Origin of the sequence: Sphingomonas arabinosi (assembly GCF_036663715.1) — a bacterium.
In the GTDB taxonomy this organism is placed as follows: Bacteria; Pseudomonadota; Alphaproteobacteria; order Sphingomonadales; family Sphingomonadaceae; genus Sphingomonas.
Window position 1 is genome coordinate 75343 of record NZ_JAXOJN010000006.1, and the last position, 26931, is coordinate 102273.

General features: G+C 64.8%; 23 protein-coding genes and 1 tRNA gene. 11 read left to right on the top strand and 13 right to left on the bottom strand.

Features of this window, described 5'->3' with window-relative positions; all coding sequences use genetic code 11:
* Positions 1 to 69: 69 nt before the first annotated feature.
* The 4 genes from U1708_RS11675 to pgi form a co-directional block, all read right to left on the bottom strand.
* A complete protein-coding gene (locus U1708_RS11675; RefSeq protein WP_332745858.1) occupies positions 70 to 3093 on the bottom strand; it encodes a TonB-dependent receptor in 3024 nt (1007 codons plus the stop codon).
* A gap of 389 nt (positions 3094 to 3482) precedes the next feature.
* Positions 3483 to 4838 carry a glutathione-disulfide reductase gene (gorA, locus tag U1708_RS11680; RefSeq protein ID WP_332745860.1) on the bottom strand — a complete coding sequence of 452 codons (1356 nt, stop codon included), beginning with the start codon at positions 4836 to 4838 and terminating at the stop codon, positions 3483 to 3485.
* A 104-nt stretch (positions 4839 to 4942) separates the two neighbouring features.
* Positions 4943 to 5320: a DUF4174 domain-containing protein gene (locus tag U1708_RS11685; RefSeq protein ID WP_332745862.1), complete on the bottom strand. Its 378-nt coding sequence runs from the start codon at positions 5318 to 5320 to the stop codon at positions 4943 to 4945.
* Between the two features lie 145 nt (positions 5321 to 5465).
* Complete coding sequence (pgi, locus tag U1708_RS11690) at positions 5466 to 6956, bottom strand: glucose-6-phosphate isomerase (protein ID WP_332745864.1); 1491 nt, start codon at positions 6954 to 6956, stop codon at positions 5466 to 5468.
* 125 nt (positions 6957 to 7081) lie between these two features.
* Here pgi and lepB point away from each other — a divergent pair, with 125 nt between their 5' ends.
* From lepB to era, 3 genes are all read left to right on the top strand, one after another.
* Positions 7082 to 7891 (top strand): signal peptidase I, encoded by an 810-nt coding sequence (lepB, locus tag U1708_RS11695; RefSeq protein WP_332745866.1) that lies wholly within the window; start codon positions 7082 to 7084, stop codon positions 7889 to 7891.
* Positions 7888 to 8550, top strand: coding sequence for a ribonuclease III (gene rnc, locus U1708_RS11700; protein ID WP_332745868.1), 663 nt, complete (start codon positions 7888 to 7890; stop codon positions 8548 to 8550). Before lepB ends, rnc begins: the two co-directional genes overlap by 4 nt.
* Positions 8551 to 8830: 280 nt before the next feature.
* Positions 8831 to 9754: a GTPase Era gene (gene era, locus U1708_RS11705; protein ID WP_332745871.1), complete on the top strand. Its 924-nt coding sequence runs from the start codon at positions 8831 to 8833 to the stop codon at positions 9752 to 9754.
* A gap of 238 nt (positions 9755 to 9992) precedes the next feature.
* Here era and U1708_RS11710 read toward each other — a convergent pair whose 3' ends face one another.
* Positions 9993 to 10703 (bottom strand): NAD-dependent deacylase, encoded by a 711-nt coding sequence (locus U1708_RS11710; protein ID WP_332745873.1) that lies wholly within the window; start codon positions 10701 to 10703, stop codon positions 9993 to 9995.
* A 122-nt stretch (positions 10704 to 10825) separates the two neighbouring features.
* On the opposite strand from U1708_RS11710, the gene U1708_RS11715 reads away from it, so the two are divergent.
* Positions 10826 to 11473, top strand: a complete 648-nt coding sequence (locus U1708_RS11715) for a YoaK family protein (protein WP_332745875.1) — start codon at positions 10826 to 10828, stop codon at positions 11471 to 11473.
* Positions 11474 to 11781: 308 nt separating this feature from the next.
* Here U1708_RS11715 and U1708_RS11720 read toward each other — a convergent pair whose 3' ends face one another.
* Positions 11782 to 13215 carry a porin gene (locus tag U1708_RS11720; protein ID WP_332745877.1) on the bottom strand — a complete coding sequence of 478 codons (1434 nt, stop codon included), beginning with the start codon at positions 13213 to 13215 and terminating at the stop codon, positions 11782 to 11784.
* 477 nt (positions 13216 to 13692) lie between these two features.
* Between U1708_RS11720 and U1708_RS11725 the strand changes: the two genes are divergently transcribed.
* From U1708_RS11725 to U1708_RS11735, 3 genes are all read left to right on the top strand, one after another.
* The gene (locus U1708_RS11725) at positions 13693 to 15210 is read left to right on the top strand and encodes a fumarate hydratase (RefSeq protein ID WP_332745880.1); all 1518 of its coding nucleotides are present in this window, start codon (positions 13693 to 13695) and stop codon (positions 15208 to 15210) included.
* 92 nt (positions 15211 to 15302) lie between these two features.
* Positions 15303 to 15881: a hypothetical protein gene (locus tag U1708_RS11730; RefSeq protein ID WP_332745883.1), complete on the top strand. Its 579-nt coding sequence runs from the start codon at positions 15303 to 15305 to the stop codon at positions 15879 to 15881.
* A 68-nt stretch (positions 15882 to 15949) separates the two neighbouring features.
* Positions 15950 to 16438: a DUF2501 domain-containing protein gene (locus U1708_RS11735; protein ID WP_332745885.1), complete on the top strand. Its 489-nt coding sequence runs from the start codon at positions 15950 to 15952 to the stop codon at positions 16436 to 16438.
* A gap of 808 nt (positions 16439 to 17246) precedes the next feature.
* Here the strand turns inward: U1708_RS11735 and U1708_RS11740 are convergent.
* Positions 17247 to 17828: a hypothetical protein gene (locus U1708_RS11740; RefSeq protein WP_332745887.1), complete on the bottom strand. Its 582-nt coding sequence runs from the start codon at positions 17826 to 17828 to the stop codon at positions 17247 to 17249.
* Between the two features lie 112 nt (positions 17829 to 17940).
* Between U1708_RS11740 and U1708_RS11745 the strand changes: the two genes are divergently transcribed.
* Positions 17941 to 18318, top strand: coding sequence for a PRC-barrel domain-containing protein (locus tag U1708_RS11745; protein WP_254687519.1), 378 nt, complete (start codon positions 17941 to 17943; stop codon positions 18316 to 18318).
* A 42-nt stretch (positions 18319 to 18360) separates the two neighbouring features.
* Here U1708_RS11745 and uvrB read toward each other — a convergent pair whose 3' ends face one another.
* A complete protein-coding gene (gene uvrB, locus U1708_RS11750; RefSeq protein ID WP_332745891.1) occupies positions 18361 to 20559 on the bottom strand; it encodes an excinuclease ABC subunit UvrB in 2199 nt (732 codons plus the stop codon).
* Positions 20560 to 20922: 363 nt separating this feature from the next.
* Here uvrB and U1708_RS11755 point away from each other — a divergent pair, with 363 nt between their 5' ends.
* Positions 20923 to 21753, top strand: coding sequence for a ferredoxin--NADP reductase (locus U1708_RS11755; RefSeq protein WP_332745893.1), 831 nt, complete (start codon positions 20923 to 20925; stop codon positions 21751 to 21753).
* A 159-nt stretch (positions 21754 to 21912) separates the two neighbouring features.
* On the top strand, positions 21913 to 22299 hold the full coding sequence (locus U1708_RS11760) for a VOC family protein (protein ID WP_332745895.1): 387 nt from the start codon (positions 21913 to 21915) through the stop codon (positions 22297 to 22299).
* Positions 22300 to 22469: 170 nt separating this feature from the next.
* Here U1708_RS11760 and U1708_RS11765 read toward each other — a convergent pair whose 3' ends face one another.
* The 4 genes from U1708_RS11765 to U1708_RS11780 all read right to left on the bottom strand — a co-directional run bounded on the left by U1708_RS11765 (position 22470) and on the right by U1708_RS11780 (position 24913).
* Positions 22470 to 23648, bottom strand: a complete 1179-nt coding sequence (locus U1708_RS11765) for an MBL fold metallo-hydrolase (protein ID WP_332745897.1) — start codon at positions 23646 to 23648, stop codon at positions 22470 to 22472.
* 59 nt (positions 23649 to 23707) lie between these two features.
* Positions 23708 to 24136, bottom strand: coding sequence for a DUF4345 domain-containing protein (locus U1708_RS11770; protein WP_332745899.1), 429 nt, complete (start codon positions 24134 to 24136; stop codon positions 23708 to 23710).
* Positions 24133 to 24591 (bottom strand): DUF2721 domain-containing protein, encoded by a 459-nt coding sequence (locus U1708_RS11775; RefSeq protein WP_056065567.1) that lies wholly within the window; start codon positions 24589 to 24591, stop codon positions 24133 to 24135. Before U1708_RS11775 ends, U1708_RS11770 begins: the two co-directional genes overlap by 4 nt.
* Positions 24592 to 24838: 247 nt before the next feature.
* Positions 24839 to 24913, bottom strand: a tRNA-Thr gene (locus tag U1708_RS11780).
* A gap of 89 nt (positions 24914 to 25002) precedes the next feature.
* Between U1708_RS11780 and U1708_RS11785 the strand changes: the two genes are divergently transcribed.
* Positions 25003 to 25140, top strand: coding sequence for a hypothetical protein (locus U1708_RS11785; RefSeq protein ID WP_248523718.1), 138 nt, complete (start codon positions 25003 to 25005; stop codon positions 25138 to 25140).
* Here the strand turns inward: U1708_RS11785 and U1708_RS11790 are convergent.
* On the bottom strand, positions 25133 to 26929 hold the full coding sequence (locus U1708_RS11790) for an aminopeptidase P family protein (protein WP_332745903.1): 1797 nt from the start codon (positions 26927 to 26929) through the stop codon (positions 25133 to 25135). The genes U1708_RS11785 and U1708_RS11790 overlap by 8 nt on opposite strands.
* Positions 26930 to 26931 lie beyond the last annotated feature (2 nt).

Sequence of the window (26931 nt, forward strand, 5' to 3'; positions counted from 1 at the left end):
GTCGAGGGTCACCGCCATTGACCATGGAAGGCAGGCGGGGCGGCCAGAACGGCCGCCCCCATAAACGCATCAGAACCTATAACCCACCCTGAACTGGATGCGACGCGGGAGGGTTAGGAGGTTCGTCGGCGCATTCGTGGTGCGATCGAACGAATAGGTCTCTCCCACCCCCAGATTGCCGGAATACCCATCGTAATTCTTGTTGTTGAACGCGTTGAGCAGGTCGACGGCGACGTTGATGTTGTGCGTACTGAATACCTTGATGTTGTTCTGCAGCGTCAGGTTGACCTCGCAAAACGCGAACACGCTGCCGAGGCAGTTCTTCGGTCGGTACAGCGAACGGACGACCTGCTGGTTGATACCCACGCCGGCGGACCGGTCGAACAGCTGGAACGCGGTCCCGCTGCCGAGCGTCGTCAACGTCGAGAACTGGAAGCCCAACGGCAGATCGGCAATACCCGACAGCACGATGCGGTGGCGCTCATCCTGACCGGCGATCGGGCGCCAGCCATATTTGTCCGGCGTCACCTTATCGAGGCTGAACAGATCGCCCCCGTCCTGCTCCGCCTTCGACAGCGTGTAGGCGAGGTTGAACCCCCAGCCCGACGACACGGTATAATCCTTGTCGATTGTCACCAGCAGCGCCTTGTAGCGGGTCCGCAGGCCATCATAGCCGATCAGGACGTTACCGAAGCCGTTGGCGCGCGGTATGGTCGTATCGCAGCATGATCCATCCGCGTTGCGGGTCGCGAACAGATGCGTGTAGCCGTTCTGCCCACGAACGTACGAGCCGGTAAGCGATGCGCGGAACACACCGAATTTCTGGCGCAGGCCGAAGCTGAACTGGTCGGTGGAGGGCGCCTTCGCATCGTTCTTCACTGCGAACAGATCGGGCTGGCCGGTCTGCGCGGAGTCGCGCAGCGCGAGCAGGCCATCGCGGGTCAGGTATTGGGGATCCCATTGGACCGTGGGATTTCCGTCGCGTGGCAATCCGTCGCGGGAGAAGTTGAAGATGCCGGTCTGGTATTGCAGGCGGAATTGCTCGTCCAGCGTGTTGTTGAATACGTTGCGGTCGTAATATTTGCCGTATCCACCGAAAATCACGGTGCGTTGATCGTCGTTCACATCATAGCTGAAGCCGATGCGCGGCTGGAACATGTCCTTCCGCGTCGGGCGATCGGTGCCGTCGGTGATATAGTTGGCAGGATCGAAATAGTCCGTCTTCGGCAGCGCGTTCAGCGTCGCGATCGCAGCCGCCGGGGTGCGATAATTGTTGTTGAACAGGTTGCTCTCGTAATCCCAGCGAAGGCCGACGTTGATCTGCAACTTGTCGGTGACGTCCCAATCGTCCTGAATGTACGCGCCCAGCTGGGAGTTGGACGCGATGATCCGCGGATTGCCGACGCCGAGCTGTGCCTGTGCGGGAAAGCTGAAGTCGAGCCCCTTGATCGCGTCGCTCTGGAAGAAGTAGCGTGGCTGGACGAAGAAGTTCTTGGTGAAGTCGTAATCCTGGAACGCGAACCGCAGGCCACCCTTGATGGCGTGGTTTTGTAGCCCGTTGTAGGTCAGATCGTCACGCAGGACATAGCTCTGCTGGCTGATCCGCTGCGTCGAATCCTTGCCGCCAAAGGTAATGACGCCCTGATATTCGAAGCTCGGATCGTCGGGGTTCAACGACGACGGATTATACACCGCGTCGAGATAGGTCAGGTTGGCTTCGTTGACGAAGCTGTCGCCGGTGTACGTCCACTTATAGGTATAAGTGTCGGTCTTGTTGATCTTGTTGACCGCCGCCGAATACGCGATGTTCGCAGATCCGAAATTGGCGCCAAAACCGGAGACGTCGGTCTCTTCGCGACGGCTGAACGAGAGGTCGAACACCTGGCGCTCGTCAGGTGTGAAGGTCAGCTTGCCAAAGTAGAAATCGCCGCGATACGGACTGACATACGTGCCTTCATACTGGCCGAACCTGACGACGTTTTCCGGTGTGCGCTGGCCGACGACGACGCTCGACGCGCGATCCTGGTCATTGCCTTCATAAGCACCGAAGAAGAACAGCTTGTCCTTGATGATCGGCCCGCCGAGCGAGACGCCATATTGTTTGCGCTCGAACTTCGGCTTGTCGCGGCCGGCACGCTCGTCGAGAATGTTGGCCGCGGTCAGGCTGCGATCGGTATATTGACCGAACATCTCGCCGTGGAATTCGTTCGTGCCCGATTTCGTGATCGCCGTGACGATCGCAGAACCGGCCTGTTCATATTCCGCCTTGTAGTTCTGCGTCAGTACGCGGAACTCCCCGACCGCAAGCTGCCCGAACGGGTTGCCGCGGCTGTCGGTCTGGCCGGCGATGCCGCCGAGCGTCTGGCTCTTCAGGCTGGTGCCGTCGATAAAAACGTTCACTTGGCTGGCGGGCGAGGCTCCCGCGGTGATGCCCTTGTTCGTCTCGCTGTCGTTGTAGCGCACGCCCGGCGCCAGCGCGGCAAAGGTCAGAAAGTTGCGATCGCCCTGCGGGAGGATGCGGATCTGGGCCTGGCTGACGTTGGTGGCGACTTCGGACGTTTTCGTTTCGACCAGACGTCCAGCGGTGACGACGACCTCGCCGCTGTCGGTGCTCGTGCCGCCGGCGGTTGCGTCCGGCTGCTCGGCAGGCGCAGCTACGGCGCGCGCGAGGACCGCATCCAGCGTCGCCGACTGCCCGACGCCAACCGAGATCCGCTGGACCGACACATCGCCGTTCGGGCCGGTAACCGTGATCGTATAGGGGGCGGGGCGCAGGCCATTCAGGATATAGCTACCGTTCGCACTGCTCGTGGCGCGAAAGGTCTGGTTCGTGCTGGTGTTCACCGCCACCACGGTCGCACCAGCAACGGCCGCGCCCGCTGCATCGCGGACCTGCCCGCGGATCGAGGCGGTCGTCGTCTGGGCGGTCGCGGCTGTCGTGAGAGCAGCAGCCGATCTAAGGATCGTCGTCGTCACCAGCGCAGCGCGCAGCGCCGCGACCATCATGGTCTTCATGTCGAATATTCCCCTGCGTTTGATCGCGGGATCGGCAAATGGCTTGGGCACGATCGTGGCGGTTCTGCCCAAAGCCATGGCAGCGCCCGATCGTGATGCTCGCGACGGTCGCGACCCCATGCCCTGGACCTCTCCGCTAACCGCTCCCGATGGAGTCGGTTGGGCAGCACGCATGTTTGCAACGCTGCCGGGAGGGAGGCTCTACGCCCGGTTTCCGATGCCTGCCAATGGCTTGTCCAAGCCAGGGACCGATTTGGCGACAGTCCGTGTCGTTATCGCCACAATCCATGTTTGCCGGGTCGCATTCGACAGTAACGCAGCCTTAATGACTGCAGATGCGATGCAGAATGGCGTTGGCAGTAATTCGGTTTCGGCCCTTACGAGCGGGATGTGTTCGCGGCGGCGCTGACGTCATTTCGGCAGTGTTATAGCAAGGAAGGATCGTTGTTGCAGGCGAAAACACCGCATTACTTCATCAAGACAAGCTCTTCCGCCATCGTCGGGTGTAATGCGACGGTCGCGTCGAAGTCGGCCTTGGTCAGCCCGGCCTTCACCGCCACCGCCGCCGATTGCAGGATCTCGGGGCAGTCTGGCCCGATCATGTGGATGCCGACCACCCGGTCGGTCTCGCCGTCGCAGATCATCTTGTAGAGCGAGCGCTCGTTGCGGCCTGCCAGCACGTTTTTCATCGGCCTGAAGTCCGACGTGTAGACCTTCACCGAGCCGAGCGCCTGCTTGGCCTGCGATTCGGTCATGCCGACGCCGGCCATCGGTGGGTGGCTGAACACCGCGGCGGGGACGTTTGCGTAGTCGACCCGCGTCGGCTTGCCGCCGAAGAAGGTGTCGGCGAACGCCTGCCCCTCGCGGATCGCGACCGGGGTCAGCTGGATCCGGTTGGTGACGTCGCCGACCGCGAAGATCGAGTCGCAGCTCGAGCGGTTATCCTCGTCGACGACCACCGCGCCCGCCGCGTCCATCTCGACACCCGCGGTTTCGAGGCCCAGCCCCTTGGTGTTCGGCAGGCGCCCGGTCGCGAACATCACGAGGTCGACGGTGATCGGCTCATGCCCGCTCATACGGACGGTGAGACACCCGTTCGCATTCTTCTCGATGCTCTCGAACGCCGCGTTGAAGCGGAAGTCGATACCCTTGCTCATCGAGATCTGGAGCAGGCGGTCGCGGATCGATTCGTCATAGCCACGCAGGATCACGTCCGTCCGGTTGACCAGCGTGACGTGCGATCCAAACTGGTGGAAGATCCCGGCGAACTCGTTGGCGATATAGCCCGCGCCAGCAATCAGCACGCGCTTCGGCACGTCGTCGAGATGGAATACCTCGTTCGAGGTGATGCCGTGCTCCGCGCCCGGGAACTCGGGGGTCAGCGGATGCGCGCCGACCGCGATCAGGATCTTCGCGGCCGTCTTCACGCTGCCGTCGGCGAGCGTGACTTCGTTGGGACCGGAGACGACCGCGCGCTGGTGGATGATGTCGACATGGTTGTTCTGCAGCGTGGTGGTGTACGCGCCGTTGATCCGGTCGACCTCCTCCATCACATTGTCGCGCAGCGTTGGCCAGCTGAATGCGCAATCGTCGGGCACCTGCCAGCCGAAGCGCTTCGCGTCCTTCAGATCCTCGGCGAAATGCGCGCCATAGATCAGCAGCTTCTTGGGTACGCAGCCGCGGATGACGCAGGTGCCGCCGACGCGATACTCCTCGGCGACCGCGACGCGTGCGCCGTGCGCAGCGGCAACACGTGAGGCGCGCGTACCGCCCGAGCCTGCGCCGATGACGAAGAGGTCATAGTCGAATTGGGAATCGGTCACAGGCAGTCCTTGCAGGTCACGCGCCGCTGAGCAGCTTTGCATGCCATCTGGGGCAGGGCGCGCGACGCCACAACCCCGGCGCGGCGATCACGCTGATCGGTCGGCTATCGCTGACCGGCCCTGCGCATGGGCATCGCGTCGATCGTCTGCTCGAGAACGGCGGCGGGGAAGGGCTTGGCGCTGCGCAGTTTCTCGCCCCCGTCCTTGCCAATGAGGATCGCGGTGAACGTGGCGGGGAGGCGGTATTTGCGGCGGATCGTTGCAGCGGTGTCACCGGCGCCTTGGACCCGGTCGCCGATCACTTCGACAACGGTGAGGTCGCGGTCGTCGCTGTTTGCCTTCCAGTTGGCGAGGATGCGGCGCTGCTCGGCAAGCGCCGCGTTTTCGCCGGAGGCGGCGGCCACAATCAGCACGCGTCGCTCCCACTTCATCTGCGCGAGGGTGGGGGAAGCGGCGAGTGCGACGGCAAGGAGGACGGTCATCACGATTGAACGCACCACCTTCGCTTGTTCTCCCGCGAAGGCGGGAGCCCAGGATCACAATCGCTGTGGATGGTATCCTGGGCCCCCGCCTCCGCGGGGGAGCAAGATTTAGGTGGTAAGGGGGGAGGGCCAGCCTCCCCAGCTCTCACCCGAACGCGCGCTTGATCAGATCGTCCGTCGAAGGATCGAACGTCTGCCCGCCCTTCTCTGCGGCCTTCGCCATTTCCTTGCCCAGCTCGACCCCGAACTGGTCGAACGAATTGATCCCCAGCAGCACGCCGTTCACGAACACCCGGTGCTCGTAAAACGCGATCAGCGCCCCCAGAGTCCGTGCATCCAGATCGTCGAGCAGCAGCGTCGACGACGGCCGATCGCCCGAATAACTCCGCGCCGGATCCTCGACCTGCTTGCCCGCCATCAACGCCGCCCCCTGCGCGAACGCATTCAGCAACAGCGCGCGGTGATGCTCGTCGGGCAGCGTATCGCCCGGCTCGATCGACGCGACGAACTCGACCGGCACCAGATGCGTGCCCTGGTGCAGCAACTGGAACACCGCGTGCTGCGCCTCGGTGCCGACCCCGCCCCAGGTGATCGCCGCCGACGGCCGCCCGAGCGGCTCGCCCTCCGCGGTCACCGACTTGCCGTTCGACTCCATCTCCAGCTGCTGGAGATAGCTCGGCAGCAACCGCAACCGCTCGTCATACGCGAAGGTCGCACGCGTCTCCGCCCCGCGAACCTGCGTATAATACAGGTCGGCGAACGCCGCGAGCGCCGGCGCGTTCTCATGCAGCGCGGCGAGCCGGAAATGACGATCCATTTCCGCGGCACCCTCCAGCAGCTCCTCGAACCGATCCCAGCCCAGCCCGATCGCCGCCGGAAACCCTATCGTCGACCACAAGGAATACCGCCCGCCCACGCTCTCCGCGAACGGCAGGATGCGCGTCTCGTCCACGCCCCATTCCATCGCCTTTTCCGGCGCCGCGGTCAGCGCGATCACGCGGCCATACGGGTCCTCGACATTGTGCTCGGTCATCCACTGCAGCACCGCCTCAGCGTTCATCAGCGTCTCGGTCGTGGTGAAGGTCTTCGACGCGACCACCAGCAACGTGGCTGCCGGATCGAACTTCGCGAACATGTCCTCCAGCGCGACGCCGTCGACATTGGCGACGATACCGACGTCGTAGCGCTTGTCGTCACGCCCCAGCGCGTCGACCAGCAATTGCGGCCCCAGCGCGGACCCGCCGATCCCGACATGCAGGATATGCCGCACCGGCCCCAGTGCATCCGCCTCGATCGCATCGATCAGCGTCCGCATCCGCGCGTGGCTCGCCTGCGCGATCGCGACGCTCTCGGGCTTACCCTCGCCGCGCTCGGCGGTGTGCTCGACCGCGCGGCCCTCGGTGACGTTGACGATCTCGCCCGAGAACATCGCCTGGCGCTTACCCGCGAGGTCCTGCGACTTCGCCATCTCCTCGAACACGGTGACCATGTCCGTCGTCAGATGCGTCTTCGACCAGTCGAAATGGATGCCCGCGACGTCGAGGCTCAGCTTCGAGAGTCGCTCCGAATCCTGCGCGAACAGGTCGGTCAGCTTGGTGGCGGGCAGGGCTTCGATCTTGGACCAGTCGGCGGTCATGCTACTTCTCCGAATAGACGTGCGCGCCGGTCATGCTGCAAGCGCGAGACCGCGACAACGCTCTTTCGGTGACAGGTATCCCGCATACGCTTGACGACGCGCGCCGTCTGCGCAAACCCGCGAGCATGGCAAATGACGTGAAGACGAAACCCAAGCGGTCTGAAACGAGCGAGACCTTCCGCTTCCTGCTGAAGCTCGCGCTGGTCGTGCTGATCCTGCGCAGCTTCATCTTCGCGCCGTTCAGCATCCCGTCCGAATCGATGCTCCCCCGCCTGCTGATCGGCGACTATCTGTTCGTCTCGAAGTGGAATTACGGCTATTCGCGCTGGTCGCTCCCCGGTGGCGTTCCCCTGATCCCCGGCCGCATCTTCGGTAGCACGCCGACCCGCGGCGACGTCGTCGTCTTCCGCGCGCCCGAAGTGCTCGATCACGACGTCATCAAGCGCGTCATCGGCCTCCCCGGCGAGACGATCCAGATGCGCCAGGGCATCGTCTACCTCAACGGCAAGCCGATCCCGAAGCAGCGCATCGCCGACTTCACGATTCCGCTCACCGCCAATTTCGACGCCGAAAAATGCGGCGCGCCGTTCGTCGACGTCGTCGCGAACGTGCAAATCTGTCGCTACCCACGCTTCGGGGAAACGCTCCCGGGTGGCCGCAGCTACGAAGTGATCGACCAAGCCGAACTCCCCGACCGCGACGACACCGGGCTCTACACGATCCCCGCCGGCCACATCTTCGTAATGGGCGATAACCGCGACGACAGCGGCGACAGCCGGTTCCCCGCACCGAACGGCATGGGCTATGTCCCGCTCGAGAACGTCGAGGGCAAGGCGGTCGTCAACTTCTTCTCGACCGACGGCGACGCCGAATGGCTCAAGCCCTGGACCTGGGTCAGCGCGGCGCGGTGGAGCCGTATCGGGGAAGGCTTTTGAGCGACCTCGCCGGCTGGCTGAAGACGCTCTTCGGCCGCACACCGACCAATCTCGCCCCCTATGAGCGCGCGCTGACCCACGGCAGCCAGGCCGCGGCGAACTACGAACGGCTCGAGTTCCTCGGCGACCGCGTCCTCGGCCTGATCATCGCCGAGTGGCTGTACGAGCTTTTCGCGACCGACCCTGAGGGCTCGCTGTCGAAGCGCCTCAACGCGCTCGTCACCGGCCCGGTCTGCGCCGACGTCGCCCGCGAACTCGGCGTCCGCGCGCACCTCAAACTCGGCAAGCAGGCCCGCGACGACGGTGCGAGCGACAGCGACAACGTGCTCGGCGACGTGATGGAGGCACTGATCGGTGCGTGGTATCAGGAAGCCGGCCTCGACGCCGCCCGCGCCTTCGTCCGCGGCGCCTGGGGGGATCGCGTCCAGGCCGGCGCAAAGGCCCCGCAACACCCCAAATCCGCGCTCCAGGAATGGGCCGCCGCGCACAACCGCAAGCCCCCCGAATACACCATCGTCGAACGCACCGGCCCGGGCCACGCCCCCAAATTCACGATGCTCGTCTCCGTCGGCAAGCTCGCCGAAGCGACCGCAACCGGCTCCAGCAAACAAGAAGCCGAAACCGCGGCGGCCAAGGCGCTGTTGGAAAAGCTTGGCTAATAAGAATGGTTCACGCGGAGACGCGGAGACGCGGAGATCCTGCGAGTGGAGCTCCGGTCTCGCCCCGAACGACGCCGAGATAATCGGCGGTATATGACAGAAGCGGGCGCGATCCCAATCCACACCATCTCCGCGGCTCCGCGTCTCCGCGTGAACCATTTCTCCTTCTCGGACTGCGCCCGACGCAACGGCGATTGACGCCGCAGTTCGGCGGGAATGACGCGAGGACGTTTTGTCTGTATGACCAGCCTCGAATATCCCGATGCCGAAAAGAGCCTAAGTGACCGAACCTACTACTTCTGAAATCTCCGCCCCCAAGCATTGCGGCCTAGTCGCAATCGTCGGCGCGCCTAACGCGGGCAAGTCGACGCTCGTCAACGCGCTCGTCGGCCAGAAGGTCGCGATCGTCAGCCCCAAGGCGCAGACCACGCGCGCCAAGCTGATGGGCGTCGCGATCGAGGGCGACACACAGATTCTGCTCGTCGACACCCCCGGCATCTTCGAGCCCAAGCGCCGCTTCGACCGCGCGATGGTCGCCGCCGCCTGGGGTGGCGCGGAGGGCTCCGACATCATCGCGCTGGTGGTCGACGCCAAGGGCGGGATCGGCGGGAAGGTCACCACCATCGTCGAATCGCTGGTCGGCCGCACCGAGCCGATCTGGCTGATCCTCAACAAGGTCGATCTCGCCGACAAGACCAAGCTGCTGATTCACGCCGAGAAACTCAACGCGCTGCTCCCCTTCGCCGAGACGTTCTTCATCAGCGCCGGCACCGGCGACGGCCTCGCGCACTTCAAGACGCAGCTCGCCAAGGCGATGCCCGAAGGTCCATGGCACTACCCCGAGGACCAGGTGTCCGACTCGACCGAGCGCGCACTGGCATCCGAGGTCACCCGCGAGCAACTCTATCTCCAGCTCCACGCCGAACTCCCCTACGCCAGCACGATCGAGACCGAGCAGTATATCGAGCGCCAGGACGGCAGCCTCGAGATCCACCAGCAGATCCTCGTCGAGCGCCCCACGCAGCGCGCGATCGTGCTGGGCAAGGGCGGCGTCCGCATCAAGGAAATCGGCGCCCGCTCACGCATCGAACTCGCTTCCATAACGGGCAAGCCCGTCCACCTATACCTGCACGTAAAGGTAAAACCCGGCTGGGACGAAGACCGCGAAATCTACCGCGACATGGGCCTAGACTGGGTCGACTGATCCTGTCCCAAAAGACTGTTCCCCCGCGAAGGCGGGGGCCCAGACTGGACTCCCGCCTTCGCGGGAGAACAAGCTTTTTGTCCTCCGTCAACCGCAACCCACGCTCACCGCACGCACGCACCACTACCCCGGCGAAGGCCGGGGCCCAATTGGGGAACGAAGCTAACAGCGGGCTGCGCCCAGTTACTCCGACCTTCCCAATTGGGCCCCGGCCTCCGCCGGGGTGGACGCCGGGGAACTAGCCGAGCATCTCCCCAACCCAAGCCGGCACCAACACCCCAGCCGCCCCGATCCGCGTCTCCTCGAAGAACACGCTCCCCATCGAAGGCTCCAGATTCAGCTCCAGCGTTCGCGCCCCATGATACGCCGCGGTCTGCACGAACCCCGCCGCCGGATACACCGCCCCCGAAGTCCCCACAGAAACGAACAGGTCGGCCCGCGCCAACGCCGCCTCGATCCGCTCCATCTGGTACGGCATCTCCCCAAAGAACACGATGTCCGGCCGAAGCGCCGCCGCGCCGCAAGCGCCACACACCGACCCCTCCGGCAAAGCCCCCGTCCAAGCCTCCCGCGCTCCACAAACAGCGCAGAGCGCCGACAACAGCTCCCCATGCATATGCAGCATCCGCCCCCCACCGATTGGCGCCCCCGCGCGCTCATGCAGGTCATCGACATTCTGCGTGACGATCAGCAGCTCGCGCTCCCAAGCCGCATCCAGCCGCGCCAGCGCCCGATGCGCGGCATTGGGCGCCACCCCCGCCAAAGCCGCCCGCCGCAGATCGTAGAACCGGTGCACCAATTCCGGATCCGCCGCGAGCGCCTCGGGCGTGCAGACATCCTCCACCCGGTGCCCCTCCCAAAGCCCACCCGGCCCCCGAAACGTCACGATCCCGCTTTCCGCCGAAATGCCGGCCCCGGTAAGAACGACGATGTTTCTGATGTCCTGCATCGCCACAGGATAAACCGCGTTCTTGAAGTCCGGAAGGGCGCGCAATGCAGTCGGAACCCGTCGCCCCAATACACCGACGAAACGCCATCTCCCATTTCTCGCCGCCAAGCCTATGATGGGCCATGCGCCGCTATGAAAAACGCCAGCGTCTGCTGGCAATAGGGCTCGCCGCGCTGGCGGGATTCGTCGATGCGTTGGGGTTTCTGAAGCTCGGCGGCCTGTTCGTCTCGTTCATGAGCGGCAATTCGACTCGCTTTGCGGCGGGTATCACCGGCGTCGTGCCGGGCAGCCTGTTCGCGGGTGCGCTGATCGCGGCGTTCGTCGGCGGGGTCATGACCGGCGAAACCGTCGGGCGGCTCGCGGGGCGGCGGCGGAAGCAGGCGGTACTGGCGTTCGTGCTGGTCGCGCTGGCGATCGCCTCTGCTACGGCGACGCACGGTGGCGACCTCGTCCCGGCGCCGCTGCTGATGGCGGTGGCGATGGGATCGGCGAACGCGGTGTTCCAGCGCGACGGCGAGGTCAGCGTCGGCGTCACCTACATGACCGGCACGCTCGTCAAGATCGGCCAGCACCTCACGACCGCGTTCGCCGGCGGTCCCCGCTTTGCCTGGGTGCCCTATCTGCTGTTGTGGCTGGGGTTGATCGGCGGAGCGACCGCGGGCGCCGCAGTGTTCCCTATCCTGGATCTGAAGGCGCTGTGGATCGCGGTTGCGCTCGCTGCGCTGCTACTCGTGGGTGCCGCCACGCTGGGCACTTCGCACGAGGAATAAGCGGTGAGCGGAATGACCGGGTTGGGAAGGAAAGCGGCCCGTCCGCTTTCGAGTAGCGATCACCGTAAACAGCAATTCGTTCAGGTAGCGGGGCAGGAGCCAAAGGACCGCTGCGGGTTGATAGCGGCCGGCCCGCTTTCAAGCAGCAAGCGAGAAACAGATATTCAAACTCAATGGCGCCACGCCGCCTAACCTTGGCTCAAGCGGGCCGCAGCCTGCGATAGACCGTGTCGAATGCCGTTGCGCGCGGTCAAGTGAACGGAAGGTAAGGTACCCGCTCCAGGTGCGGCGCACGGCGCCTCCCCGGCTCAGTAATTCCACTGCAATTGCGTACGGATCACGTCGCCTTCGGCGCGCCCCGCCAGCCGTTCGTCGCCTTCGCGCCGCTGCATATGGGCATAGGCAAGCGTCAGCTCGAGCTCGGGGTTCGGCTGGAACTCAATCCCCAATTCGATCTCGTCGGTCTCGAGCCGGGGCGCGTTGGTCAGTGCCTTCCAGCCGCCGCGGTAATATTGCCAGCGCGCATAGGGCATGAACGGCCCGACCGGCGAGTGCCGCACGCGTGCCATGGTCTGGACGTAGCCGCCGTTCAGCGGAAGAGAGCGGATCGCTTGGCGGGACACGTCAAATTCGGGACCACGCCCCCAGTTCCATTCCGCCTGGAAGCCCAACGGTTGTGGGTAGAGCACCGCATGGATCCCGCCGCGTTCCTCGCGGTAGACGGTGTCGCTCGTCCCGCCGCTGCGGATTTCAGGCTGTACGCCATTGCGCAACAGGGCACCGCCCAGTTCGAGCACCTGCCCGTCGAACGCCTCGCCCAGCCCGTCGAGCGCGAACGGCCAGGTAGCCATCGCGACCGTCATCACGCCGTCGTTGGTTTCGGTCCGGTTGATGCCTTGCCCGTTGAAGACGCCAACGCCGAACGCGCCGTAATTGCCGAACAGCTTCTGCCCGTCCTCCTCCAGCCTCTGCCAGATGCGTTCGACCTGGCGTGGGGTGTAATAGGCGATCACGCCGATATCGCGCTCCCCCGGCACCGCACTATTGATGCCGTCGCTGCGATCGAGCGTCAGGCGGTTGGACGAGGATTGCATGTTCTCCCACCCAAACGGCACCTTCGACTGACCGAAGCGCAGCCGGAACCGCTTGTCGCGGTCGAGGAAGGTATCGACGTACGCGTCGCGGAGCTGGACAAACCCTTCCCGGCGTTCACCGCCCGACTGATTGGCGACGCTGTTTGCGAAGTCAGGCTGGAAGTAGAAGGAGACGCGGTCGCTCAGATCGCCCTGCAGGATCAGGCGAATTCGGCGGAAGGTGAAGTTGGTATCGTCGCCGATCCCGCCGTCCCCGACCGAGCGCAACCGCGAGATTCCGTCCGGCGCGCGGCGGTCGCCGCTGATGATCTCGTTGAAGCGCAATTGCGTATAGCCGCGAATGGCGATGCGGTCGTACCATTGTTGTTTGGCGGGTTTCTCGACGGCAGCGATCGCGACCGTCGGTTGTTCCGCACGCGGCGCGGCCGGCGCGGTCGTCGGCGCCGCTGCGACGGCCACACTCGCGCGCGGCGTGGGCGCGGGGCCGGGCGACGCCCTATCCTTTTGCGCGGCTTTCATCTCGGCGATCGTCGCCTTCAGTTCATCGATCTGCGCCTGCAATTCCTGCACCGTCTGCGCCTGCGCGCCTTCTACGGGGAGGATCGCGAAGATTGCGCCGAACGAGGCCGATAAAAGTCGTCGTTGCACGGATCATACTCACGGATCGTCGACGCTGTAGGCGATACGGCACCGCCCCTGATCGTCGCTGCAACCCCGAACAAGGGCCGCCGATCGGCCTGCCTATTGCCGCAGGATCAGGACCTCGGCAAGATCCCGTCGCAGTGCCGATACTGCTGCTGCCAACGTCCGCAAGTGGGCGTAAACCCACCAAAAACATCGCCGCCAAGGCCCGCCAGTTTTCGCTGTCCTACACGCGACTTCGGTGTCACGCTCGGTCCTCGGCTCTTTCAAATCGTCGATCCAGTTCTGGTGCAAAGTCGATTATGCTTCGCACACCGCGTGGCTCTTTACCCGCTCCACGAAAGACCGCGCGTTGGCCTAACCCACCCTAACCTTCTTTTGCAGCCGGCGCCGGACTGATGGCGTACCGACGCCCCCTCGGTCTTCATAAATCGCCCGAACGCGGCTAAGGCGCGTACATCCCCGCATCCGCAAAGGCGCTGCATGACCGTCATCATCGAAGCCGACCTGATCGAAAGCGTCGCCGACGCACTCCAGTTCATCAGTTACTACCACCCGATGGATTACATCCGTGCCTTGGGCGTCGCGTACGAGGCCGAGCAAAGCCCCGCCGCCAAGGACGCGATCGCGCAGATCCTGACCAACAGCCGGATGTGCGCCGAGGGCCATCGCCCGATCTGCCAGGACACCGGTATCGTCACGATCTTCGTCAAATGGGGCCAGGATTGCCGGCTCGAGTCGACCCGCAGCTTACAGGAGGTCGTCGATGAAGGCGTGCGGAAAGCCTATCTCAACCCCGAGAACAAGCTGCGCGCCTCGATCCTCGCCGACCCCGCCTTTACCCGCCGCAACACCAAGGACAACACACCCAGCGTGATGCATGTCGAGATGGTGCCCGGCAACACTGTCTCGATCGACGTCGCGGCCAAGGGTGGCGGCAGCGAGAACAAGTCGAAGTTCAAGATGATGAACCCGAGCGATTCGATCGTCGACTGGGTGCTCGAGATGATCCCGCAGATGGGCGCCGGCTGGTGCCCGCCCGGCATGCTCGGCATCGGCATCGGCGGCACCGCCGAGAAGTCGATGATCCTCGCCAAGGAATCGCTGATGGGCGCGATCGACATGGCGCAGCTTAAGGCGCGCGGGCCGAAGAACGACATCGAGGCGCTGCGGATCGAAATCTATGACAAGGTCAACGCGCTCGGCATCGGCGCGCAAGGGCTGGGCGGCCTTTCGACTATTCTCGACGTCAAGATCTTCGACTGGCCGACGCACGCCGCGTCGAAGCCGGTCGCGATGATCCCGAACTGCGCCGCCACCCGCCACGCGCATTTCGTGCTCGACGGTTCGGGTCCGGTGTATCTGGAAGCGCCGAAGCTGGAGGAGTGGCCCGACGTCAACTGGACGCCTGACAAGGCCGCGATCCGCGTCGATCTCGACACGCTGACGCCCGAAGTCGTGCAGACCTGGAAGCATGGTGACCGCCTGCTGCTCAACGGCAAGATGCTCACCGGGCGCGACGCCGCGCACAAGCGGATCGCCGACATGCTGGCGAAGGGCGAACCGCTCCCCGTCGATTTCGCGGGTCGCGTAATCTATTATGTCGGCCCGGTCGATCCGGTTGGGGACGAGGTGGTCGGCCCCGCCGGCCCGACCACGGCCACGCGGATGGACAAGTTCACCCGCATGATGCTCGACCAGGGCCTGCTCGCGATGGTCGGCAAGGCCGAGCGCGGCGCCGACGCGACCAAGGCGATCGCCGAACGCAAGTCGGCCTATCTGATGGCGGTCGGCGGCGCCGCCTATCTCGTCGCGCGCGCGATCAAGGGGAGCAAGGTCGTCGGGTTCGAGGATCTCGGGATGGAAGCGATCTACGAGTTCGAGGTCGCCGACTTCCCAGTGACCGTCGCGGTCGATTCCGCAGGCGAGAACGTCCACCAGCTCGCCCCGCTGGTCTGGCGCGAGAAGATCGCACGCGAAGGCTTGCTGACGTCCGCATGACGACGCGTGCGCGCAGAAGGGGGCAAAGGCCCGTCCGGTAGACCTTTTCCGTCCTCCTTCTGCTTGCCGTCGCGGTCGTCTACGCCCCGTAGTTGCTCGCGTTTCCGTACAAGCAGCGGATCGGCACCGTCACCGTCTATGCCGAGCGCCCGATCGATCCGCGGATCGGCAGCGAACTGGCGCGTGCGGAGGGATTGCTGCGCGCCAGTCCGATCTACACCGGTCCGCTCGATAGATCGCTGTTTCTCACGGACGGCGGCTGGCGCTGGCGGCTCCTGGCGATCCAGTCGCCGCACGCCTTCGCCTTCCGCCGGCCGTTCAGCGCGGCGATCGTGGTCAACCGCAGCGACGTCGGCGCCGACCGCGTGACGAACGACCGTGCGATCGGCAACACCCGCACGCTATCTGGCGTGATCGCGCACGAGACGACGCACATCATGATCGCCAACCACTTGGGCGAAGTGCGCAGCGCGATGCTCCCGACTTGGCAGAAGGAGGGGTATGCCGATCATGTCGCGCGCGAGAGCAGCCTGACGGACGCGGAGGCCGCCCGTCTTCGTAAGACGGATCCGGGCGCGGCGTCCTTGGTCTATTACGACGCCAGTCGATGGGTCGTGGCGGCGTTGGGCGCCAATAGCGGATCGGTCGACGCGCTGTTCGCGGGTCGCTGAGCGAACCCCGTTCGGAACGCAGCTCGGCCAGCCCCGTTGGTACCACGACCCTATCGGAGCACTCCATCATGCCCAAGACCGCAATCACCCTCGCCGCAGCCTTCGCTCTCGCGTCCCCAGCATCGGCTCAGACCAGCGCGCCGCGATCGGCGCCGGCGCAGAACGGTCTGGGCAGCCTTGGCGGTCTCGGTGGCCTGCTGGGCGGTGCGCTGCCAAACGTTGGATCGATCGGTGCAGGTAATGCAGCGGGGCTGCTCGGCTATTGCCTGAAGAATAATCTTCTCGGGCAGGGCGGTGCTCTCGGCGCGTTGACGGGCGGGCGCAATGCAACCCCGCGAACGGGCGCCTCGACGAATGCGCCGGCCACTGGCGCGCAGTCGATCCTCCAGCGTCTGACCGGGCGGCAGGGCGTGCAGACATCGCCGGAATATGCTGCAGGACAGTCTGGGGAGGTCCAGGCGCCGAATGGGCAAGCATTCTCGCTCGACAACCTTGGCGGGCAGGTGAAGACGCGGATGTGCAGCATCGTGCTCAATCGGGCGAAGGCGTTCCTGTAAAAGGGGCGATCGCGGCTAAGGGCGGCCGGAGCGCAACGTGCGCGGCAGTTAGAGCTGGGGGCATAAGCCAGTCCCTCCGTCGCGCTCGTTCCGTCGTCCCATATCTCACGTCATCCTGACGAAAGTCAGGACCCAGAGTAATGGATTTCTGCCCAATGGGATCCTGGGTCCTGATTTTCGTCAGGATGACGATGTGGGCGTGGGGACGTTTTCGCGTCTTCGGCTGTTTCAGCGTTAGCTCGATGCGCGCTCTAATTTCGGGCTCTCATCGTTAAGGCAGAACACAAGTGGTGACGGGTGCGCCGCAGTCGTTGGTCATACGCTCAGCCTGCGCCTGCCAATCTCGTCAGCTAGGCAAAGGCGGGGTGGCTTCGACGACAGCGAACGTCGTTGGTTCCCGCAACATTGTCGTAAATGGCGGTTGGATCGATAACCGCCAACCAACCACACCCCACAAATGAAAAGAGGCTGCCGGATCGTCTCCCGACGACCCGACAACCTCCTGACATGGTCAGCGGCCGGAGAGCTCCAGCCCGGAGGACCATGCGTACCGCTTAGCCTATGGACCACGTGTTGACTGGGAGAGGATACTCCCCACGCGGACCGGCGGCGTTAGCGGTGCGTCCCCCGAACGAACCGAACCGAACTCACTGCTGAACCATGAGACATCGGATCACCTCCTTTCGCTTGTTGAAACAACGCGGCCAAGCCTGACCGCAACGCCAATGTGTGCTGACCCGCCCTGCGATACAAGCCTTGTTTTACGGAAGTTTTCGGACAATCCTGTACGACTGCCGGTTCGTCGATATCAGCCGCGGCAATCCTCGGTTACGCGCTCGATCTCGGCCCAGGCGGGCACCACCAGCGGTGGCAATCCGGCCTGCTGGACGACGAACCGCCCTCGACTGAATCCCATTGCCTCCAGCAAGGAATCGTTCGGCATCAGCGCAGCCGTGACATAGGGCGGCGTGCCCCCGGTAGGCTGGACGGACACGGCGCGCGTCACGCTGGATGTGCGGATCGTCAGCGGCGTCGCCGTGCTGCCCGCGCGTGACAGATAGAGCTGGCGCACCCCGGTGTCGCAGCGCAGCGTCAGCGACGCGTCCGCATTTGCGGGTCCGAACAGCGCAATCGAGCCGCGCGCATCACGGCGATACACCCAGGTCCCCGGCGAATACGGCCAGTCACGCCAGTCCGCGGCAATCGGAACCGGGCGCGGTGCCGGAGCAGGGGCGGGTGCCACCGTGCGCGGCGGCGGCGGCGCTTCGGCACGCGGTGGCGGAACGCAGCCGGCGATCGACGCGAGCGTCGCCAGGCCGACAAGTCTTGCCAGGGGGAGGGGGCTGGCAAGCGATCGCAAGCCGACGAGGTGAGGGGACGGAGTGCGCATCGCATCGCTATGCGGCACGCCTGGCGGTCGCTCAAGTACGACGAAGCGCTCTAGGCGGGAACCGCCGCACGGTGGTACCGGTTCAGCGACGGAAGAAATCAGGAGAACGCTCATGTCCGACACCGCTGCCCAGACCCCGACCCAATTGCTCGTCCAGTCGAACATTTCGGGCACGATGAAAGTCGAGAGCCGCGATGGCGACGCTGTCGGCTCGGTCCATGCGTTCATGGTCCACAAGGGCACCGGCCGCGTCACGCACGCCGTGCTGAGCCTCGGCGGCTTCCTCGGCATGGGCAAGAGCTTCTACCCGCTGCCGTTCGCGCTGCTCCAATTCGACGCGGTCCGCGACCTCTACGTCGTCACGATCGACAAGCGCGTCTTGGAGGGCGGTCCGAGCTGGTCGAACAACGCACCGGTGTTCGACCAAGCCTATGCCGACCGCGTCGCGAGCTATTACGGGTCGAGCAGTGAAGACCTCGTCGTCGGCTGAGCGGTATCTAGTCCGGTGGTCTCGATCACCGTACGCCACCGATCACCGCGACCGGGAGCCTCCCATCCGCATCTTCTGGCTCTTGCCGTAGCGCGTTTTTCGGGTTCCCGGCTTGCCCTCGTTCGACCGACCCATGACCGGCGCCTTCTGCTGATCCGCCGGCAGGCCGAGTTCCTCGTTCTCCAGCTGCCGGATCTCATCACGCAACCGCCCGGCGGTCTCGAACTCCAGATCGCTCGCAGCCTTTCGCATCTGCTTCTCGAGATCCTCGATATACGCACGCAGGTTGTGGCCGACCATGTGCGGGCGGTCTTCGTCGATCGGGATCGTCACCTGATCCTGGCTAGCCACGTGCGCGATGATGTCACCGATGTTGCGGCGGATCGTCGTCGGGGTGATGCCGTGCTCGGTGTTGTACGCGACCTGTTTCTCGCGGCGGCGCGACGTTTCGTTCATCGCGCGCTCCATCGATCCGGTGACGCGGTCGGCATACAGGATCACCCGGCCGTCGACGTTGCGCGCGGCACGGCCGATCGTCTGGATCAGCGACGTTTCGGAGCGCAGGAAGCCCTCCTTGTCCGCATCGAGGATCGCGACCAGCCCGCACTCGGGGATATCGAGCCCCTCGCGCAACAGGTTGATGCCGATGAGGACGTCGTAAACGCCCAGACGGAGATCTCTGATAAGTTCGATGCGTTCCAGCGTCTCGACGTCGCTGTGCATGTAGCGGACCTTGATCCCTGCTTCGTGCATATACTCGGTCAGGTCCTCCGCCATCCGCTTGGTCAGCGTGGTGACGAGGGTACGGTAGCCGAGTGCGGTGGTCTTGCCGACCTCGACGATCAGGTCCTGGACCTGTTCCTCGACCGGCTTGATCTCGACGGGGGGATCGATCAGCCCGGTCGGACGGATGACCTGCTCGGCGAATACGCCGCCGGTCTGCTCCATCTCCCAGCTACCCGGCGTGGCCGAGACATAAGTCGTCGGCGGCCGCATCGCGTCCCATTCGTTGAAGCGCAGCGGGCGGTTGTCGATCGCCGACGGCAGGCGGAAGCCGTATTCGGCGAGCGTCAGTTTGCGACGGTGATCGCCGCGCGACATGCCGTTGATCTGGCCGATCGTGACGTGGCTCTCGTCGACGAACAGCAAAGCATTGTCGGGGAGATATTCGAACAAAGTGGGAGGCGGCTCGCCCGGCATGCGGCCGGTGAGGAAGCGCGAATAATTCTCGATCCCCGCGCAGGAGCCCGTCGCGGCGATCATCTCCAAGTCGAAGTTGGTCCGCTGCTCTAACCGCTGCGCTTCCAGCAACTTGCCCTCCAGCACCAGCTCCTTCAGCCGTTCGGCCAGCTCGTGCTTGATCGCCTCGCCCGCCTGCTTGAGTGTCGGTCCAGGCGTTACGTAATGCGAGTTTGCGTACACCCGCACCGAGTTCAGCGACGCGACCTTCTTGCCGGTCAGCGGATCGAACTCGGTGATCTCCTCGATATCGTCGCCGAAGAACGAGATGCGCCACGCGCTGTCCTCGTAATGCGACGGGAATATCTCCAGCGTGTCGCCCTTCACACGGAAATTGCCACGCTGGAACGCCGCGTCGTTGCGCTTGTACTGGAGCGCGACGAGCTTCCGCACGATCTCGCGCTGGTCGACCGTCGTGCCCTTTTTGAGGTCGAAGATCATCGCCGAATAGGTCTCGACCGAGCCGATGCCGTACAGGCACGACACCGACGCGACGATGATCACGTCGTCGCGTTCGAGCAGCGCACGGGTAGCGGAATGCCGCATCCGGTCGATCGACTCGTTGGTCGACGACTCCTTCTCGATGTAGGTGTCGGAGCGCGCGACATACGCCTCGGGCTGGTAATAATCGTAATAGCTGACGAAATATTCGACTGCGTTCTCCGGGAAGAACGACTTCATCTCGCCGTAGAGCTGCGCGGCGAGGATCTTGTTCGGGGCGAGGATCAGCGCAGGGCGCTGGACGCGGTTGATGACGCTCGCCATCGTGAAGGTCTTGCCCGAGCCGGTGACGCCGAGCAGCACCTGGTCCTTCTCCCCGTCGGCGATCGCCGAGACCAGTTCGGCGATCGCGGTCGGCTGGTCGCCCGCCGGTTCGTACTCACTGACGAGCTTGAACCGCTTGCCGCCCTCGACCTTGTCAGGACGCGCGGTCGGGCGGTGCGGCACGAAGGTGTCGCCGGTTTCGGGCTCGGCGAGGCTGGTGCGGATCTGAATGGCCATTGAGGGGGAATATGGGGAACAGGCGGTGAGTCGGCAACGGCTAGCGTTCTTCCGCGGAGGAGGCGGCGCAAGGCGGTTCGACCTTCATAGAATCCTCCCCCGCCAGGGGGAGGTGGCTGGCACTTGCCAGACGGAGGGGGAGGCAGCCGCAACGGCTGTCGCGTGTCCTCCCCCTCCGACGCCTTCGGCGCCACCTCCCCCTGGCGGGGGAGGATTTCTTAAGGCCGACTGTCGTGGGCTTGGCGCTGTTTGTGTCAGGCCAAGTTTAGCTGTTGTTGACCCACCGCACGCACGCCAATACTGCGACCGCTTCGCAAGCATTGACCCGCCAGCGCGATTCTGCGCGGCCGAAGGAATAGACGCATGACCGCCCCGACCGTCGAAGCAACCCGCGCCCCCGTGCTGATCCCCGAGACGCCCGCGTTCCTCAACGCCAAGGTGCTGTGGGTGCGTCACTGGAACGAACACCTGTTCAGCTTCGCGATCGAGCGGCCCTCGACCTTCCGCTTCCGCTCGGGCGAGTTCGTGATGATCGGCCTCCCCCAGGAGGGCGGCAAGCCGATCATGCGCGCCTATTCGATCGCGTCCCCGCATTATTCGGAGGAGCTGGAGTTCCTGTCGATCAAGGTCGAGGACGGCCCGCTTACCTCGAAGCTCCAGCTGATCCAGCCCGGCGACGAAGTGTATCTCGGCAAGAAGCCGACCGGCACGCTAGTGCTCGACGCTCTGCTGCCGGGGAAGCGGTTGTTCATGTTCTCGACCGGCACCGGCCTCGCGCCGTTCCTCAGCCTGATGCGCGATCCCGACGTCTATGCGGCGTATGAACAGGTGATCGTCGTGCACAGCGTGCGGCGCGTGAGCGATCTCGCCTATCACGACGAGATGGTCGGGTTGCTGGCGGAGGACCCGCTGATCGCGGAAGAAGCGCAGACGCAGTTCCACTACATACCGACCGTGACGCGAGAGCCGTTCCGCACCACGCGGCGGATCGGCGCGCTGATCGAGGATGCTTCGCTGTTCGGCCATCCGGTCCGCGGCGAGCAGAAGCTCAACCCCGAGACCGATCGCGCGATGCTGTGCGGCTCGACCGAGATGATCAAGGAATTCGCGGTGATGCTCGAGGCTAACGGCTTCGAGGAGGGTGCGAATTCGAAGCCCGGCACCTTCGTGATCGAACGCGCCTTCGTCGGCTGAAGTGTTCCCCCGCGAACGTGGGGGTCTAGGCCCAAACCCTCCCGGAGTTCGACGGTGATGTAATCCCTGGCCCCCCGCCTGCGCGGGGGAACAGTGAAGTGCGTTGCCGCCTTCGGCCAACCGGCGGATACTCGCCTCAAACAATGAGGAGAGAGATCTATGATCGGTTACGCGACGCTCGGCACCAACGACATCGACTCTGCGCTGGCGTTCTACGACGCGCTGCTGGCGACCGCTGGCGGCAAGCGGCTTATGCAGATGCCCGACGATCGGAAGCTGACCTTCTACGGCGCCGGCGCAGGGAAGCCGATGCTGGCGATCGGCAAGCCGTATGACGGGCAGGACGCGACCGCCGGCAACGGTACGATGGTCGCGCTGTCGGCTGATTCACGCGAGCAGGTCGATCTGGTCTACGCCAAAGCGATCGAACTAGGCGGCACCGATGAGGGCTCACCGGGCTCGCGCGGCCCCGAACAGATGGGCTTTTACGGCGCCTATTTCCGCGATCCGGACGGCAACAAGCTCTGCGTGTTCAAGATGGGGTGAGGGCGGGCACGACGTCCCGGTCTTGTCCTAATCCCTTGCCTATTAATCCTCCCCGGCGAAGGCCGGGGCCCAGTTGGAAAGGTGGCAGTAACAGCGGGCCGTGCCACGTTAGCAACGTCCCCCAACTGGACCCCGGCCTCCGCCGGGGGGTAATGCGCGAGCGATCCCGACTACCGCAAAGCGCGAACCTCCGGCGTATCTAGGCACTTCAGCAACGCCTCCCTTGCCATTGGCGTGGTCGCCAGCGGCTTCACATACCCCGCAACCTCCACCGGCAGCCCGATCGCCACCGGCGCGAACCCAGTCTGCCCGGTACACCGCATCGCCGCCGCCAGCAGTTTAGGCGGCGTATCATACCCCTCGAACGACAGCCGGAACGTCCCCCAGTGGATCGGGATCGCGTACGCCGCGCCCAGCCGACGATAGACCTCGACTGCGTCCACCGGCCCGATGTGACTCCCCGACTCCATCTGTCCGTCGACGAACCGAAACGCACCGATCGGGATCAGCGCCAGCCGGATCGGCCCCAGCGCCGCCGCCTCGCCCGGCCATTGCCCGTCACCCATCCCGGTATCGCCCGCAAAGAACACGTTCCCGCCCGGCAGGGTCACGACGAAGCTCGACCACAGTGCGCGGTTGCGATCGGTGAACCAGCGGCTGCCCCAATGATGGTTGCGCGTCACCATGACCGCGACGCCCGGCTTGATCGCCACTCGCTGCCCCCAGTCGAGCGCGGTCGCCGACGCGCCGGTCTGGCCGATAACGCTGTCGTTGCCCAAACTCGTGACGATCCGCGGCCGATCGCGGCCCCACAGCCGCTTCAGCGTCGCCTTGTCGAGATGATCGTAATGATTGTGGCTGATCAGCACGAGGTCGATCTTGGGCAGCGCATCGAACGCGATCCCCCGCTTGGCGACACGACGCGGCCCCGTGCCGAGCGGCCCGGCATTCTCCGCCCAGACCGGGTCGGTGAGGATGTTCAGCCCCTGCGTCTGGATCAGCACGCTCGCATGGCCGACCCACGTCGCCACCATCCGCTCGCCCTCGACACGGGCAGGCGGCGCGACCCGGTTTACTGCGACCGACTTCGGCCATTCGGGCCGGCCATCGCTGCCCGTGAAATACTTCCAGAAAAAGCTCGCGCGACCACCGCCGCTCCCCTGGGGTTGAATCTGCTTGGTATCCGCGTCGCCATCAGGATTGAAGAAGCGCGCACCGTCGAAATGGCCCGACGCCGGCCCGCGATAATAAATCCGATCGAGGAATTGCGGCACGATCGTCACGATCAGCGCACCGACCACTACCAACAACAGAATCGCACCGCCGACGATCTTCGATAGTGTCGTCACGGCGTTCCTGTCTGCGTGGGATTGAATGTTGGGCTTTAACGCACGCTGGCGATCATCGTTCAGTTTCGCGTGTTACTCTTAGTCCCATACAATGCGCTACGTCCCGCGAAATTCCATTGCCAGAGCATCAGCAACGGTACGCCGATCGTCTCCATGCCCAAGCCAAGCGCGTGGCCCCGCGACGGCACGCCGACCGCGATCAGCGATATCAGCCGCGACACGCCACCAACGAAGATCAGCCCGCCGAGCAACCGGAACCTCGGTCCCATGCGCTCGACGTCTGGAATGCAACTGACGAACCCCAGCCCGGTCGCGAAGAATATTCCCGAAATGTACCGGAAATGGCTGTCGAGATCCCTCGGCACGTCGGTCAGATGCCCGAACGGCTCAGGTCCTTGCAGGATACCCTGACCGCCAACGATCAGCGGCAACAGACACGCCGCCGCGATCACGGCCTGCAATAGGCGCTTCTCGATCGAGCCGGTCATGGCAGCGGCCTCAGCAATTCGGGGCGGATGCGGAATGCGCGGAGCGAAATTCGCACCTCGAAGATGAACGAGATCAGCGCCGCGATCAGCAGGATCATCGCCAGGATGAAGCACACCGCGACGTAGGTCCCGAAATGCAGCTTCGCGAGTTCGGCGATAAACAGCAGCGCGATCAGGATGCACGTCATGATCGCGCTCGAAACCGCAAGGAACAGCGCGGCGTTGATGATCGTCATCCGACGGTCGAGCAGGCGCAGTTCCCAGACGAAGCGGACGTGCTCGGGGCCGGTGCTGCTCGCGTGGAGATGTTCCAGCTTCCGCGCGCGGTCGATCACCCGCGACAAGCGGCCGGCAAGCACGTTCAGCAACTGGCCGATGCCCGCCAGCATGAACACGGGCGCTAGCGAAAGCTGGATCGTCTGGGCGATCGTCGAGACGGCGGGTATCGTCGGCATGCGGCCACCATGTGGTAAAACGCGGTCGATAGGAAGGATGCGCGTACTACATGGCGCCGCAATTACAGGGGCTTGTCGCTTGGCGGCCCCGATCCAGCCGCAACGACATCGCGCAGAGGTAGATTCCGCGCCTCGATCATGGGTTCCCTGATCGCCGAAGCCTGATGAAGGCTATTATTGCGATCTGACGCAACCCTGTTGGGTCCCCGCAGGGGATGCTTGTCACAATCACGAATGTTGAAGAAAATGGTGCTGCCGGTGAGGATTGAACTCACGACCTCAGCCTTACCAAGGATGCGCTCTACCACTGAGCTACGGCAGCACTCGCTGGCATCGCTGCCGGCGGAGTGGGGCTAAGAGACGAGGGCGGGGCGATTGTCAAGCGGTCCCGCCAAGATGTAGGGCGTATTTATGGACGATCGGGATCGAAAGGCGGCGGAGAAGGCCGAGCGCATGGCCGCCGCGCTGCGCGAGAACCTGCGGCGGCGCAAGGCGCAGGCGCGTGCCGTCGGGGCTGCGCCTGCGCCTGGGGACGAGCCTTCTAGCTGAGAGGCGCGCACTTTGCCGCGAGCCACGCGCGATCGTCTGCGTCGGTCATTTCCGCGGTAAGGACCGACAATACCTTGGCGTGATAATCGTCTACCCAGTGGCGCTCTTCGGCCGTCAACAGGTTCGGCTCGATCAGCGTGCGTTCGATCGGGCAGAAGGTGAGCGTTTCGAAACCCAGCATCTCGCGGTCGGCGCCGGGGATTGCGCGGGGTTCGATGAGGATCAGGTTCTCGATGCGGATGCCGTATTCGCCGACCTTGTAATAGCCGGGCTCGTTCGACAGCATCATGCCCGCGCGTAGCGGCTCCATCGCCGCGCCGCCGGGGTAATTGGGCGCGGCGATCCGCTGCGGGCCTTCGTGGACCGCGAGGTAGGCGCCGATGCCGTGGCCGGTGCCGTGGCCGAAATCCAGGCCGGCCTCCCAGAGCGGACGGCGGGCGAAGGCGTCGATCTGGCCGCCCATCGTGCCGTCGGGGAAGACCGCGGTGGCGATGCCGATATGGCCCTTCAGGACGCGGGTGAAGCGGTCGCGCATCTCGGGCGTGGGTTCGCCGATCGGCATCACGCGGGTGACGTCGGTGGTGCCGTCGGCATATTGCCCGCCGGAGTCGATCAGGTAGAGCTGGCCGGGCTCGATCGGGGCGCTCGACTCTTCGGTGACGTGGTAGTGCGGGATCGCGCCGTGCGGGCCGGTGGCCGAGATCGTGTCGAACGAGGTGTCCTTCAGGACGCCGGTCTGCTCGCGGAAGGCGAGCAGCTTGGCAGCGGCGCTGAGTTCGGTCTGGCCGCCCTTCACGCATTCGTTCTCGACCCAGCGGAGGAAGCGCGCGAGTGCGGCGCCGTCGCGGGCGGAGGCGGCGCGGTGGCCGGCGATCTCGACCGGGTTCTTGATCGCCTTGGCGAGGACGACGGGGTCGCGCAGGGGGAGGATCTTCGCGCCGCCCGCCTGGAGCGCCTGCGTGATTGCGGCGACCGCGCGTTCGGGATCGGCGGCGACCCGCTTGCCGGCGTAGGTGGCGAGAGCAGGGGCGAAGGCGGTTCGGTCGTGGAGGCGGACGGCGTTGCCGAGATGCTGGCGGACGGTCTCGTCGAGCTTGTCGGGGGCGACGAACAGGTCGGTGGTGCCGTCCGCGCTCACGATCGCATAGGACAGCGCGACGGGGGTGTGGTCGACGTCGCCGCCGCGGATGTTGAGCGCCCAGGCGATCGAATCGAGCGCGGTGAGGACGACCGCGTCGGCGTTGTGCTCGGAGAGCCAGTCGGCGATTTTCGCGCGCTTCTCGGCTGAGGAGGCGCCGGTGAATTGGTCGGGCTGGACGGTGAGCTTTGCAGGCGAGGGCAGCGGTCGGTCGGTCCAGATCGCGTCGATGGGGTTGGTTTCGACTGGGATCAGCGTGGCACCGCGCTCGGCGAGCGCGGTCGTGGCGTCGGCGACCCAGGTTCCGGTGTGCAGCCATGCGTCGTAGCCGATCCGGCCGGCCTCGGGGGCGTGCTTGGCGAGCCATGCGGCAGGGCTGGTCTGGGGCACGTCGGCATACTCCCACTGCGCGCCGTCGACCTGATCACGGACCTGGATCGTGTAGCGACCGTCGGTGAAGATCGCGGCGCGATCGGCGAGGACGACGGCGGTGCCGGCCGAGCCGCCGAAGCCGGTAAGCCAGCCGAGGCGCTGGGCGTAGCCGCCGACATATTCGCTCATGTGCTCATCGGTAAGGGGGATGACGAAACCGTCGAGATTATCGGTGGTTAGCTGGGCACGGAGGGCGGCTAAGCGGGCGGTCGAGGTCATCG